This is a genomic window from Acinetobacter bereziniae (assembly GCF_016576965.1).
GTDB classification, from domain to species: Bacteria; Pseudomonadota; Gammaproteobacteria; order Pseudomonadales; family Moraxellaceae; genus Acinetobacter; species Acinetobacter bereziniae.
Window position 1 is genome coordinate 3866073 of the sequence record NZ_CP066119.1, and the last position, 14776, is coordinate 3880848.

At 35.3% G+C, this 14776-nt stretch carries 14 protein-coding genes and 1 pseudogene; 1 reads left to right on the forward strand and 14 read right to left on the reverse strand.

Annotated elements, in window-relative coordinates; genetic code table 11:
- Positions 1 to 16: 16 nt before the first annotated feature.
- From I9192_RS17980 to I9192_RS18040, 13 genes and pseudogenes are all read right to left on the reverse strand, one after another.
- Positions 17 to 1174: a hypothetical protein gene (locus I9192_RS17980; protein WP_200149973.1), complete on the reverse strand. Its 1158-nt coding sequence runs from the start codon at positions 1172 to 1174 to the stop codon at positions 17 to 19.
- Between the two features lie 180 nt (positions 1175 to 1354).
- Positions 1355 to 2497 (reverse strand): DEAD/DEAH box helicase family protein, encoded by a 1143-nt coding sequence (locus tag I9192_RS17985; RefSeq protein WP_200149974.1) that lies wholly within the window; start codon positions 2495 to 2497, stop codon positions 1355 to 1357.
- 50 nt (positions 2498 to 2547) lie between these two features.
- Entirely contained in the window at positions 2548 to 3375 is an 828-nt protein-coding gene (gene fghA / locus I9192_RS17990) for an S-formylglutathione hydrolase (RefSeq protein WP_200149975.1), read from the reverse strand.
- 144 nt (positions 3376 to 3519) lie between these two features.
- Positions 3520 to 3993, reverse strand: coding sequence for a hypothetical protein (locus I9192_RS17995; RefSeq protein WP_200149976.1), 474 nt, complete (start codon positions 3991 to 3993; stop codon positions 3520 to 3522).
- Between the two features lie 104 nt (positions 3994 to 4097).
- The gene (locus tag I9192_RS18000) at positions 4098 to 5123 is read right to left on the reverse strand and encodes an IS30-like element ISAba125 family transposase (RefSeq protein ID WP_001988464.1); all 1026 of its coding nucleotides are present in this window, start codon (positions 5121 to 5123) and stop codon (positions 4098 to 4100) included.
- 53 nt (positions 5124 to 5176) lie between these two features.
- A complete protein-coding gene (locus tag I9192_RS18005; protein ID WP_200149977.1) occupies positions 5177 to 5851 on the reverse strand; it encodes a hypothetical protein in 675 nt (224 codons plus the stop codon).
- Between the two features lie 209 nt (positions 5852 to 6060).
- Positions 6061 to 6501 (reverse strand): annotated as a pseudogene (locus I9192_RS18010) (alpha/beta hydrolase-fold protein); the annotation flags it as partial.
- Between the two features lie 87 nt (positions 6502 to 6588).
- Positions 6589 to 8004, reverse strand: a complete 1416-nt coding sequence (locus tag I9192_RS18015; RefSeq protein ID WP_005033652.1) for a C13 family peptidase — start codon at positions 8002 to 8004, stop codon at positions 6589 to 6591.
- A gap of 121 nt (positions 8005 to 8125) precedes the next feature.
- On the reverse strand, positions 8126 to 8944 hold the full coding sequence (locus tag I9192_RS18020; RefSeq protein ID WP_005033654.1) for a class I SAM-dependent methyltransferase: 819 nt from the start codon (positions 8942 to 8944) through the stop codon (positions 8126 to 8128).
- Positions 8938 to 9762, reverse strand: coding sequence for an undecaprenyl-diphosphate phosphatase (locus I9192_RS18025; RefSeq protein WP_005033656.1), 825 nt, complete (start codon positions 9760 to 9762; stop codon positions 8938 to 8940). Before I9192_RS18025 ends, I9192_RS18020 begins: the two co-directional genes overlap by 7 nt.
- Before the next feature lie 31 nt (positions 9763 to 9793).
- Positions 9794 to 10459 (reverse strand): tRNA (adenosine(37)-N6)-threonylcarbamoyltransferase complex dimerization subunit type 1 TsaB, encoded by a 666-nt coding sequence (tsaB, locus tag I9192_RS18030; RefSeq protein ID WP_005033659.1) that lies wholly within the window; start codon positions 10457 to 10459, stop codon positions 9794 to 9796.
- A 401-nt stretch (positions 10460 to 10860) separates the two neighbouring features.
- Positions 10861 to 11394, reverse strand: coding sequence for a gamma carbonic anhydrase family protein (locus I9192_RS18035; RefSeq protein WP_004830067.1), 534 nt, complete (start codon positions 11392 to 11394; stop codon positions 10861 to 10863).
- A gap of 53 nt (positions 11395 to 11447) precedes the next feature.
- The gene (locus I9192_RS18040) at positions 11448 to 12062 is read right to left on the reverse strand and encodes a CoA pyrophosphatase (protein ID WP_005033661.1); all 615 of its coding nucleotides are present in this window, start codon (positions 12060 to 12062) and stop codon (positions 11448 to 11450) included.
- A 124-nt stretch (positions 12063 to 12186) separates the two neighbouring features.
- Between I9192_RS18040 and I9192_RS18045 the strand changes: the two genes are divergently transcribed.
- Complete coding sequence (locus I9192_RS18045; RefSeq protein ID WP_010591032.1) at positions 12187 to 12735, forward strand: NUDIX hydrolase; 549 nt, start codon at positions 12187 to 12189, stop codon at positions 12733 to 12735.
- Between the two features lie 88 nt (positions 12736 to 12823).
- Here I9192_RS18045 and filF read toward each other — a convergent pair whose 3' ends face one another.
- Positions 12824 to 14767 carry a putative pilus system protein FilF gene (filF, locus tag I9192_RS18050; RefSeq protein WP_005033665.1) on the reverse strand — a complete coding sequence of 648 codons (1944 nt, stop codon included), beginning with the start codon at positions 14765 to 14767 and terminating at the stop codon, positions 12824 to 12826.
- Positions 14768 to 14776 lie beyond the last annotated feature (9 nt).

Below are 14776 nucleotides of genomic sequence, written 5' to 3' on the forward strand. Positions count from 1 at the left end.
TATCAAATTTATACAATTAATCTATTACAAATTTTTTAAGATAATTGACTAGATCATCTTCTCTGAGCCCATAATCCTTTAACTTAGATTCACAAAATTTTATCCAATCCGTATCTGAAGGTGCATTCTCAACCTCACTATAAAATCCTATTAAATTTGAAATTAATATATGAATTTCACTTAACAAAAAACTATATGTATTTTGAGTATTAGCTTCAGAATTATTAGTTGCTATATTATGAGAAACAATAGCAATCAACTTATAATCAGATGATGCATACTGATTTAAAAACCATTCTCCTGCTGTTAACAACTGACCATGATTATCTTTATTATAAGAAGCAGATTTTTTAGATTTTGCCTCTATAACCCAAGCATGATTATTACTAAAACTCCAAACTAGGTCTGGCCCCTTTCCTTTCTCATCAAATCTTTTACTACATAATCCTAAATATTTTGCTAAATCATTTAAATATTTTTCAAAAATATTTGCACTACTTTCTGCTTTCAAATGTATAGCAATCTCTTTAAGTCCAGCTTTAATCCCATCTTTGAATTTAAAAGATGAAATAAATTTTGCAACTTCAGTCGATTGGTTTTGTGGTAAAGTGAGATGCTCATAACTGATATTTGTGATTGGCTTAAGAAGATTGCTATTTCTTTGATAAGCAGATCTTTGATAATCTTGATAATTGATTGGATTAAAACTATAAGTGATTCTTCCAGCAAGTTGATATAACCATGCACTTGCTTGTTTATCTTTATCTTTGTAAATATCTAAAAATTTGTCTAATTGATCTAATCCAATTTGATGTTGGTTATTCACCCAATAGCTAAAAATCTTTCTTTCAATGATTGCTGGATCTAAATCTGATTCTATTACATCTAACTCATCCATTTTTGTTGCTAAAGTCTTAGCATGAAAAGTAGTCCAAGTAGGATCTCTATCTAAACTTTGCATAAAGCCATCAACTAACGAACTTTCATTAGTCACCATATCTGTCAATTTTCTACCTATTTCTAATTGAGTTCTACTAGGTGCTGTCAAAATCTCATAGTTTTGACTTTGTGAAATCCAATTTTTTAAATCCTCACCAATCAAAATGACAACACAAAAGTCCCCCCCACCTCTTGCTGCACGTCCAATCCCTTGCTCTACTCGTTGCGCTATCATTTTCGATAATGTTTTCGAGCCAAAGAAACTATTACTTCTGAAAATTTCATAAGATGAAGTTCCAATAGGTAATCCATCTAAAATAAGTAATCTACAAGAATCACCAGCAAGATCAATACCATCATATCTATTAGATAATATGATTGGTTTATCTACCTCTCTCTTGATTAGTGCCTCTATTCATTGATTGATATTTTCTTTATTAAGAACATAACCATAGTCACTCCACTTTTCAGCTTTTACATCAGATGGTGTCAAAACTAAACATCCAACTTTTCTAGTCTGAGCTTTACTAAAAAGTCGATTTATAGTTTCTGGTAGAATTTCATCTGGCATGAAAATCATCCTTTCACCAATACCAGCTAAAGATCTATTTTTAATAACTGATTCAATAGATCGCTTACTTACATCAAAACTTCTTATCAGTTCACTATCATCTGCAATTGTAGCAGACATAAAAACTCTTCTAGGGCATTCACTAAAAGATGGAAAACTCTCTAAGATTGGCAAAATAGGTGTAATGGTAATCGAATTATGATTTATAAGTACGTGACAATATTTTAAATTGTCCCTAATTAAGCTCCATGCAAATTCATTTGAAAAATTCGTACTTAAATCAGATACTAAAAGAGTATATTTATCGAGCCAATCCCAATATGGTACTTCTAATACATTTGATGTATCTTGTCCTGTCACCATCTCATCAAATGTCACTATTTTATCTATCTTTTCAAAAGAATTATAAAATAAATCAACAAATTTGTTATATAGGTCTTTATTTTTGATTTTATCAATATTTAAAGTATATACATCTCTTATAATAGAAAAAGCACTGTGCGCATCATCGAGTATTACACCTCCCAAATTAACAAAATCACGTGTTACACCTTTAACACCAAACTTACTTTTACCGTTAAATAAACAGTTATAATTACATACCATTATTGATTTAGAATTTAAAAAATCTTTAGATAGAGGTGTTCCTTTAGTATACTCACATACAGGAAAATTCATCATCCGAGCTTTTTCAAGTGTTTGCTCAACCAGTTGATTATTAACACATAAATATACAACAGGTTTTTTAAATTCATTTAAAATTGATTTTGCAATAAGTAAACCAACTAAAGTTTTACCTCCCCCAGTATGGAGTTTAAGAACATTATCTTTATTCTCTCTTTTATTGAACCATTCGCGCAGCACATCAGCTTGGCTACTATATAAGTCATTAAATCCCTTTGGCTTTGGCATTTCTCTAAAAATTTCAATTGGATCTATAATTTCTTTTTGATATAAATCATCATCCAATGCTGAAAAATCAATCATTCCTACCCCTTATTTACTACTAATAAATTGAATTATTTAAAAATTGATTATTAATTCATAATATTCAAATGAAACTTAATGTGATCTTCAATAAAACTAGCTATAAAATAATAACTATGATCATATCCATCTCTCATATTTAAAGTAATTGAATAGTCTTTATCTCTACATACATCTGCTAAAATTTCAGGCTTCAATTGTTCTTTGAGGAAAGAATCTTCACTACCTTGATCAACTAAAATAGGTATCTTTACAGGACTGACTTTGATTAACTCGACAGCATCATAACCAGACCATAAAGCCTGATCTGTACCAAGATAAGCAGTAAATGCCTTTTGACCCCAAGGAACTTGAGAGGGTGCAACAATTGGGGAGAAAGCAGAAATACTCTTATAGATCTGAGGATTTCTTAATCCTATGACTAATGCCCCATGTCCACCAGCACTATGCCCCATAATGCTTTGAACTTTATTTGTAGGGAAATTTTGATCAATTAATGCTCTTAACTCATCAACAATGTAATCATACATTTTATAATTTATTGACCAAGGTTCTTGAGTTGCATTTACATAAAACCCTGCCCCTTGCCCCAAATCATAAGCTTCATCATCTGGTACACTCTCACCTCTTGGACTTGTATCAGGTGCAACAATGATTACCTTATGTTCAGAAGCATACTTTTGCGCCCCTGCTTTAGTTATAAAGTTTTGTTCATTACAAGTAAGACCAGAAAGCCAATAAATTACTGGTAGCTTTTCATCACTCTCAGATGGAGGAGAATAAATTGAAAAGTTCATTGAACACTTCAATACTTCCGACTCATGCTTATATACCTCCTGCCAACCGCCAAATGAGGCATGTCTTTCTATTCTTTCCACGAATAAACACTCCGACAATTTTATCAATGAATATTTTGCTAACTTAAGTTTTATAAATAAACAATTTTTAGTCAATATTTTGATTATACAAATTTTATTGTAAATCTAATAACATACTACCCCGGATATTGTAAAAATTTATCTCTATTCACTAAAATATTCATGAATTAAGTCATAATTTTTAAAATATGAATCTAGAACTTGTACTAGAAACAACTCCCCATTAATCCTTATATTAAATGGAATTATTGAGTTATCTATTTTAAATGTTTTTACTTTTCTATGACCTTTGATATTTGCATCACTTAATCTATCCTGATAGTTATCCAATGTATATATAATAAACTCATGATCTAAATGGGTTATAAAAAAATCATCACCTTTTATATTGTATTCAAGATGGATGACTTGTGTGACGATATCGTCACCTACAACTTCAAAATCTTCCATAAACTCCTCAAAAGTTAAACTTAGCTTCTCTGCATCATGGCGAATCCATAAATTATTCTCATATTTCTCCGTAGAATAAAATTTCGATAATTTAGGCAAAGAAGATATTTTTAAGCGCAATGGTGCACCAAACTCCATCTCCTCCATCATAGGAAGTAAATCTGACACATAATCAACTCTGAAAGATATATCGGACACCATTTCATTTTTAATAAGCTCTTCAATTGAGCTAAGTAATTTCCTAGGGACAGCTATCCAAAAGTACGGCGAATTCAAACATGAGGTGCGACAGTTTCAAAAGCCATATGATAATCAACAAGCTGAGCAAATTTCTCTAATGGTGTAAGCCAATCTAACGCCTTTCTAGGACGAGTATTCAGTGACATGGCAACTTGATTTAAATAATGCTGATCTGCCTGATTTAAATCAATCCCTTTAGGTAAATATTGCCTAATTAAACCATTCATATTTTCGCATGTGCCTTTTTGCCAGGGTGAATGTGGGTCACAGAAATATACATCTATGCCTAAATCTTCTTCGAGTATTTTATGTTCTGACATCTCACGTCCACGGTCATAGGTCAACGTTTTACGCAGTTCTGCAGGTAAATATTTCAGAGCTTCAGTTAAAGCCTTGCGCACTGATTCTGCCTTTGCATCAGGTAATGTTGCCAAGATACAGAGCCGTGTATTTCGTTCAATAAGTGTTGCTATCGAACTTTTATTGTCTTTACCTTTAATTAAATCAGCTTCCCAATGACCCGGTATTTTTCTTTCTTGAACTTCGGCTGGGCGCTCATGAATAGTTTTAATATCCTGTAATATAGAATCTTTTTTAGGTTCACCGTTAGCTTTTCGCTTTTTATTTTCATGACGTAGACAGGATAATAAGTCTTTTTTCAACTCACCCTTGGGTAATGCTCGTATCGTTGAATAAATCGTTGTATGGCTTACATTCATTGTTTGATCCAAATCAGGAAATGTCTTTAAACGCTTTGCTATTTGCTGAGGAGACCATAAACAACGGATCGCTTCAACAATAAATTTCCAGAGGATTGAATCGATTTTGAGTTTTCTGTGACCACGTCTACGTCTAGCAAAAGTGTTATCAGAAGCATATTGAGCTTGATAAACGTCATTGATGCTATTTCTTTTAAGCTCACGATAGATCGTACTAGGATGTCTTTTAATGAGTTCAGCAAATTTTCTGGCTGAAAAGCCTTCTTTTCTTGACTCAAGCATTAATGCAGTACGATCTTCAAAGTTAAGATGATGGTATGACAATTTTATATACTCCATAAACCCTTTAAATTAATTAGGTGGTTTATGTCGCACTTCAAGTTTTACTCTGCCTACTTATCTAAACGATCATCAGATATTGTTTGACTATCTTTATCATTGAATATTTGGATGTTCTTATTCATACTAATAAGGCTGTATTTAGAGAATTGAACATCCTCCTGACCTATGTCGATGCCAATTTTTTCATATTCAGTTTTCACTACTTTTGAATATTTTAAATCTAACATATCAATTCTTCCCTTTTTCGATTGATATTTAGAAAAAAGAATATCTCCAATGTAGTAACTAATGTAATTAACTTTTATATAATCATATCCATCTTCTCCATGGATAAGCTTGTAAAAGTTATTCAGGATTTCTAATGTTCCTGGGTATTCATCTAAATAATTTTCTAGATAATCAATTAATTGTTCAATCGTCTTTATTTCTAAACTTTTTTCAATTTGCTCAAGTTGTAGCATATAAAATAAATCTGCGTCTGGTTGACTCCGTCTAGCTTCAAATGCTTTCTGTATAGCTGATTTCTGATTTAAGTAGACATCAGTGTAAGTACGCATCACCTCTGCCTGAAAATTTCTACTTTTTAGTGAAATTTCGATATGGGGAGTTAATTTATCAATAAAGATGGGATGTTTACTAAGAAAGACATAACAAAATCTCCCTAAGCTAAAATGCTCAAGTTTTTCTGAAGAAAAATCATTAATTTCTTTGAAGATATTTTCCATATTTTTTGGCTTCTATTAAGAATTTACCTAATCATAACCGATATTGTTGTTTTGTCTGCCTTGAATAAAAAAATATGGAATTTTTAATAAGATAATTTAATTTTTCTGCTTAAATATGGAATTTTTTATGGAATTTTTAACTTACTTATAAAAACTTATAAAAATCAACAAACTAAAATATTTTCCATATTTTCAAAAAAACATTGTTTAGAGTGTCCAAAAATACCGATCGCATTTGATTGGATTGGGAATGTTTCAAGCGCCCAAGAATAAAGTTCATCGACGATATAACTTTCCATTTGAAAATGTTCAGACCACGGTGCCTGAGTTGCATTGATATAGAATCCAGCACCTTGTCCCAAATCCCATGAATCGCCTTGAGCAACGTCTTGACCTCGTGGCGAAGTATCTGGCGCAATCAATATTAAACCGAGTTGTGACGCCAAGCGCTGGGCATGCGCCTTAATAATGAATGTTTCCTCAGTACAGGTCAGACCAGCCAGATAAAACAATGCTACACACTTTTGCCCTTTTAAAGCTTGAGGTGGCATATAAACAGCAATTTTGCTTGCACCTTTTAAATAATTCGACTGAATCTGATAAATTCGTTGTTCACCATCAAAACAAATCGTGTTACTTAAAAGTTCCATTGCCATCTCTCTCTAAATTTGGATTTACAAATTGTTTAAGGTTTATAGTCTTATATCACTTACCTGATGCCTAAATGACAATAACCATCAAGGTTTAGCTGGATCTAACTTTTCATTCTGACTTTGTGCGGAAGCAATCACACCTTGTTGTGGAAATAAATGCTGCTCCAATTGAGGCAACATCAACTCCATATTTTTTCCAATCACCCACTGCGGCTCAGATGGATCAAATCCTTGCGCATTTTCCCATTTCGCAACTGTTTCAGATGCTTCTTTAAATGCCGCTTTTAATGAGCCTTGTTCACGCATTGCTTGATCAAAGAACGCTCGACCGAAATAAGTATAATCTGCTTCATTTGAACAACCAAATGAGGCACGATCAGCTGCTGAAGCAGTAATAATTAAGGTATCTGGTGATTGCAGTGCTGAAACAAAACTACCTGAATAGCAGGCTGATATAACAATCACTTTCCAACGAATACCCGATTTATCTAAACTTTCTCTGAGCCATTTTGGATCAACATCGCTTAAATCAATCGGTTCATTTTCCAATTCAAAACGATTCGGTAAACCGTGTGATGTCATATACAGAAACAACACATCACTTTCACGATTCATTTGCTGCCCGATACGGCGTAAGGCGAGATCTATACTGGTTTTTGAAGCGATTGGAGTCTCGTTAATACTTGCAGGATTATTCACCAACTCGATAGAGCGCCCGAATGTTCCAAAACGCGTATCGAATTGCTCTTTAATTCGATCGATCTCAAATTTAAATACATCCTGATAACTTGCCCCTGCCACACCTAAAAAGTACCAGTGTGTTTTGGCAAACTCACCAAACTGAATTTGTTCTAGTGCCTTATTGAGTAAACGACTTTGGGCATAGAACGCATTTTCACTGATACTCGGTGGAACCTCTTCTACTTTCCAAATCGGCTGCTCTTTAATAGACACTTGCCAAGTAAACAGCGTCGCAACCGTAGCAAACATGATCAGTGCACGTTCCCACCACGGCCATTTTAACTCTCTCGAAAACACCCAAACCACTGCAAGGCTCTGCCAAATAAATAAAGCAAAGAACAACAGCGGAATCACATCATAAGTGAAATACGGTAACAGATCATGATTGCCCAGATACTGTAAAAGACACTGAAACAACATGATATGCGTATCAAGTACCAACCATAATAGTGCTGGCACCAACATTAAACGTGGATTATTGGTCCGTTGAGAGAGAAATATCCCAACAATCAAAGCAATAAATGGCCACAAAGCATAACTGACTAAGCCTTGACGATTAAATACCCCACCATCACCTGCGACCAACCAACTAAATAAAGTATTGGCACATGCACCCAACAGCCCCCAAAAAATAAGCTGTAAAATTGACGGACGAACAATTTGTAAAGACTTTCGCGAACCCAAGAATAACCAGATCCCTGCACGTTGGTTACTTTTCAAATCATGCCAAAAGTTAATTGAGGGTTTAAGGTCTATCATATAGATTCTGTTAAGGCAGTCGCTTCAATCAGCCTATCTAGTTTAGGCTTGGCTAAAAAATTATCAATGTTTGATTTAACTATATATCAATAATTCGACTATTATTGAAACAGTTACCAAACTACTCAATAAGATTGCTGTTAAAATAAGCATCAAAACGACAAGCATCCCCTTGCCACTGATGATGGGTTGGTTGATCATTTAAAAATACAGCCAATCGAGGACGTTTTACCACAACCCGTTTGGCAATGTGTTGAGCTAAGACTAAAAGATGATCTCCTAAATCCATTTCACCATCTTCTGGAAGCAGCATGTGCAATAACTGCATTTGCTTTTTGACTTGCGCCTGCTTTTTGACTGCCTGCTGATGTTGATCACGTTGCGGAAACATGGGATCTAAATAAACCACATCGACTGTTTGTTTGTCTTGAATCAATTGCTCTAAATAGACGGTAGAATCCGAAAAAATTAAATCAATTCGCGCAACGACTTTTCCTAGAAATGGATCATTTTCAGCCTGTGCTTTTGCATCCTCAAGCAAAGTAAACAAAATTGGATGACGCTCTACCAAGCGAATATTGGCACCCAGATAAGCCATCAACAAGCTGTCATGACCTAAACCTGCTGTGGCATCGACCAATTTTGGTTTTTCTGAAAGATGACAAGCACGAGCAATCATTTCTGATTTTAAACTGGCACGTTTTAGACGTGGTATTTCAGCTTTCCAATCAGGCTGCATTCTCATGCCATTGGCACATAGACTCAAACCTTGCTCATCAACACACAGTGCGAGTTCAGGGTTTAATCTTAAAAAACGCGCGTTGAGTTTTTCAATCACCTCTATATTAACCACGACTCCACGTAAAGAAAGCACAGTTTGATAAGACTGTGCTTTCTCTAAAAAAGTGGATTCTGTAAATAAGCGAATCTCGCTTACCATAATTTCCAACCTGTTAAAGCAAATAATAAAATGATTAAACCTGATGCAATGCGATACCAAGCAAAGACCATAAAATCACGTTTGGAAACATAAGCCACCAAAACACGAATCAGAATTAATGCAGAAACAAACGAAACCATCAAACCTACAAAAAATACCGTCCAATCTTGAGTAGTTTCATAAATATGATAGTTTTTAAAAAGATCTAATAACCCTGCACCGACAATAACAGGAATACCTAAGAAAAAAGAAAATTCAGTAGATGCCTTACGCGATACACCCAACATCATACCGCCAATAATTGTTGCGCCTGAACGTGAAGTACCTGGAATAAGCGCTAAAACTTGAATCAAACCAATATAGATTGCTTCTTTAATCGTAATATTATCGACTTCAACTGCATTAACTTTAGGTGGATTTTTCTCTACCCACCAAATAATTAAACCACCAACAATTAAGCCAATCGCTACTGAAATATCATTAAACAAAAGTTCTTTTACGATATCACCACAAGTCAAACCCACAATCATGATCGGAATTGAAGCAGCAATAATGCTCACGCCTAAATGTCGACCTTTAGGCTCGCCAGAAAACAGGCCAATAGCAGCTCCCCAAAGCTTGCCCCAATATTCATAAATGACGGCAGCAATTGCCCCCATTTGAATCGCAACAACAAATAAGTCGCTCTTTTCTTTGGTCCAGAAATTCATTAATTCAGATGCAAGAATTAAATGCCCTGTACTTGAAATAGGTAAGAATTCGGTAATACCTTCAACGATACCCATAATGGCTGCTTTGAGTAGCAGTAAAAGATCCATGTTAAATCCTAAAAATTAAAGCGAAAAACGATTATGGCTTGCCTTGTTCTGGTATTTTTTTCCATGCATTATCACGTAAATATACAGGTAATGCCTGTTCAGCACTGAGCCATTGCTGTTTCAATGCATGTTGTCTTGCAATCGTCGCAATATCGTTGGCATTTGCAGTAAGCTGCTGAAATTTAGTCGCTTCAGCATCGACCAATGTTGCACCAGAACCAATTAAAGTATATTTTTGATACGCTGCAGCCTGCTGATAGTCTAATAATTTTTCTTCATCTACAAGTTGCATAATGTTATTTTGATCGAGCTTAAAACTCGCCATATAAACTTCATTCATACGTGCATCTAAAACGGCTGTAACTTCTACCAGTTGAGCATGTTGATATGCTGCCTGAGCCAATGCTTGTAATGTAGACACAGGAATGACAGGAATATCATGTGCCCATGCCAATGCTTGGGTCACTGCGGCATTGATACGTACACCGCTAAAAGAACCAGGTCCACGGCTAAACGCAATCGCAGTCAGCGCTTGATTACTGATTTGGTTTTGCTGAAAGCCTTGCTCAATCATTGGCAAAATCGTTTGAGTCTGTGCCTTTGCTCGCGTATCAAGTTGAAAATAGAGTGTTTGAGTTTCATCAACAATCGAAACGGAACACTGCTCATTGGCAGTTTCCAATGCCAGCAATTTCATGCACAACCTTACTGTATTAAAAATGCTGCCTATGATACTCCACTCATTTCATTAGCGCGAGAACTAAGCGCTAAAGCCTGTCAGATAAAATCCATCAGATCAAATTCATCTACAAAAAATCAAGGCAATAGACTTTTTTCCTGAGCAAAAAAAATGTTAACGCTCTCGATGGCAGTGTTCCGTTGAATATCTTTAACGCATGGATACGACTTAAGCAAACTGATTAAATTTTCTTAAAATATAAGGCGATGAAAGCAATTTATTTATGTTATGTAATTTTACTTAATGGGATGAGTATTGAAGCGAGAGTACAGCATGTACCCCTCGCCCGAGAAAAATAAAGCCTTATTCAAAGACATTATTCATTTTTAAATGACGCTATTCACTTTGAAACAACCATGCTAATCAAACTTAAACTCTTCTAAATTGATAAAATCTTTATAGTGTGAGGCATAATGCATTGCACTCATTTTTAATAAATTAGCTGCATTTTCATCTAAAGTTCGAATGACTTTCCCAGGAGAACCCACCACCAACGAATTATCTGGAATGACTTTACCTTCAGGAATCAAGCTATTGGCACCAATAATACAGTTTTTACCAATCACAGCATGATTTAAAACCACTGCATTGATACCAATCAAACTATTCTCACCGATGGTACAACCATGCAGCATTGCTTGATGTCCAATAGTCACATAATCGCCAACGTGTAATTCAATACCTGCATCAGTGTGTAACACTGCGTTCTCTTGAACATTACTGAAATTCCCTACATGAATTTTCGCATTATCCGCACGAATAACGGCACCAAACCAAACACTGACTTGTTGTCCCAACTCTACTTGACCAATTACAGTTGCATTATCAGCAACCCAACCATCAAAAGGCTCATGTAACGCTTTAGGTGCCAGTCCTTTAAATTTATACATCATCGTGTGATATTCCTTTCAATTTTTCCCTGTAACAATACTTTTAAATATAAAACTTATTTTCGATTAAAGATTTGAGATTTAAATGATGGAGAATTCAATAAAAATGGCCAGTTTTTCTGATAATCCAATCCATATTTAAATAATGAAATTAGAATTCTAGCCGTTAAACCCCAAATAATTTCATTTTCGATTCGCAGGCTAGGAAAATATACAGATTGATGTGCCAATCGCACTTCATAAGGAATGGGTTGTGATTCCATCATTTTTTTAATCGGTGCATAAAAAATACGATCGATTTCAGTCGGTTGTGGAATCAATTGAATATCAGGTGGAATTAACCCCACCACAGGTTTCACCGTAATTCCGCTTTTTGCTCGCTCCATGGGTAAATCACCAATCAGCTTGACATCAAAAGGATTTAACGCAGTTTCTTCCCAAGCTTCACGTAAAGCCACAACAATATTACTGGTATCATTCGGATCACGCTTACCGCCCGGAAATGAAACTTCACCAGCATGGTTTGATAGATATGCAGAACGTCTGGTCAACAAAATTTTAGGATCAGCTTCCTGAGTAATTGCAATCAGAACCGCAGCATTGGCAGGAAATGTTCTTCTGCCAAAACGTAATCTGTTTTGCAATACTTGTGTTAACTCATGATCCTGCATGTATCTCACTCAATATTTTTGTTCTCTTTCTATCATATATGAAATTTTATGGATAAGGCTATAAATGATGCGAAAGTAGAATTTTTCAGTTATGCTGAGTTATCTCACATTTTCAATGAAGCTTATGAGTTTTTGCAGTGTTTGTGGTCATTCGACAATCGAAAAAATTCCTTTAGGTGATCAAAAAATCCGTAAAGTTTGTACACACTGTGGCACTATTCATTATGTCAACCCTAAAGTTATTTGCGGCGCACTTGCCCTTTGGGAAGATAAAGTTTTACTTTGTCGCCGTGCAATAGAACCTCGCTATGGGCTTTGGACATTACCTGCTGGGTATATGGAACTGTTTGAAACCATGGAGCAAGGTGCAGCACGTGAAACACGTGAAGAATCAGAAGCAGAAGTAGAAATCGAACAATTGTACTGTATGTATAATATTCCACGCATTGGACAGATTTATGTGTTGTTTAAAACAAAAATTAAAGATGGTTTTTTTGGTGCTGGAGAAGAAACACTCGAAAGCCGATTATTTGAAGAACATGAAATCCCTTGGAATGATTTAGCATTCCCAAGCGTTGAACGTACATTACGTCATTATTTTGAAGATCGGAAAAATAATATCTTCCCAATGCACTTAGAAACATTAGGAACACGTCTCGACCAAACAGGTTGATTAAAAATTATTTTATTGATAGTCAATTATATAGAGAGCTAAAAAAATCCCCCAATCTCAATTGGGGGATTTTTTTAGCACAATAAGATTATTTGGTTTTCACTGTATAACACTGTGGCAAACTTACCGATAGCGTCCCTTGCTGACGCTTCGCTAACTCTTTTTGTTCTGTAGTAAGCTTATCTTTATTAGTATCTGTATTGTTATAGATTGCCTGATAAACCGCTTGTAAATTGACCCAAGTTGCCTGAATTGTTTTGTCTCCATCCCAACTGGTTATATTCACCCCACTAGAGGTATTTTGTTCATTAATTAATCGTTGAAGGTTTAAACGAATACCGCCAGAAGAGACTGAAGCTTTATTTAAGTCATCGTTGGTAGTCCCACTCGTAGGGGTAACGACTAATCTTTCATTCAATCCCACTAAAGCACCATCAAGACTTCCAAAAATAGGATTGGCTAAAATCATACGCAGTGTAATTGATTTTTCAATATCCCCATTAATATAAGCAGTTCCAGTTGTACCCAGTCGATATTGTTGAACACCTGTTTCTTTATCAATGTAAGTGCTTGGATCGACATCCGCACAGGTATTTGAATTTAAAGTACCATTTCGACCAAGATTAGTACGGATATCCCCATTTTCATCAATCACAATACCTAGGGTTTGAGTATTTGGATTAACTTCAGGATTCGTAAACGTAAATGTAATATTGGCATACAGTGGGAAGTAATATTTTTCTCCTGTTTTTACTGTATTTTTCGTCATGAAAACTCTTCGATCTAGATAGTTCGCAGGATTGGTTTTATAAATATCAATACCACCTGAAAGCTGATCCCCATTGAATGTCTGACGCCACTTGCCATAAACCGTCGTATCTGTCGGAGCAGTGGTCGCACCAGTGGCACGTTTATACATATATTCCGTACCAGCTACATTGGTATTGTTCAGTAATGTACCTTGATAAATGCTCAGTTGATCTGTTGTTGTTTGATCTTTTTTGAATATCAATGGATTGCTGATTTTTCGAGTGAATGGACTGATCCAACCTTGCTGTGGATTGACATCTAATTTTTGTGGAACCACTTGATTGAGTAACAGGAACTTTAACAATGAATCAGCAATGGTGCTACCTTCGACTTTTTGCGGAACACCTATCCATTGCATCGCATAACCTGTCGTATAGCCTTGGCGGTCCGTCACGAGATACATATTGGCTATCGATTCGTTCTTCGTATTTAAGTCACTCTTCCCTGTAAAGCCTTGGATATCAACATTTGCTCCACTAAAAATCAGGAAGTTTGTAGAGTAAATATTAACTAGCGACTGTTGAATCAAACGCTGTGCTGTTAATTGTGCCGAATCGTTATCGACCGTTTCAAGATTAAGCCATGGTTTTAATTTTTCTATATAGCTGCCATCAAGAAAATCAGCAACACCAATATCTGCTGGTAAATCTTTCAGGTTATTTTTTAAATTATCAGATAACTCGATTGGCTGAATATCTCCAACTTGGTTGTTATTTTGCTCTACACCAATCGCTTGGAAAACACGAACCAAGCCAACCATGACTTTAAAAGTATCATCATTCATATCCATACTGGCAGGTGTTTTGCCTGTCATGGCACTTGCGATATCAATCAAACCAATCGCAGCAGGTTGTCCCCTCACCTTTAATGGACGAATTTTATTTAAATCTACATCCCCCAAAACAATTTTACGTTCTGATTGAGAACCCTGAATATAAAATTTTGCCTTATCACCAATTAAACAACCGCCAGAAGCCAAACCACCTTCTAATTTGGTGTTGAAATGATTTCGAGTATCTGTACTACAATCAAAATTTAATCCAGTCACTGGATAATCGACATAAAAACCTAAACATTTTTCATAAGATGCATCACAGCCATTGGTATAAGTGACGATACCTTTGTAAGGATCTTCATTGACTGTTGAACTTTCACCACCACAACCAGTAAGTGCTAAACCTAAACTCGTTAAAACGAAAGGGGCTAATACTCTTTTTTTCATAATCTCGTC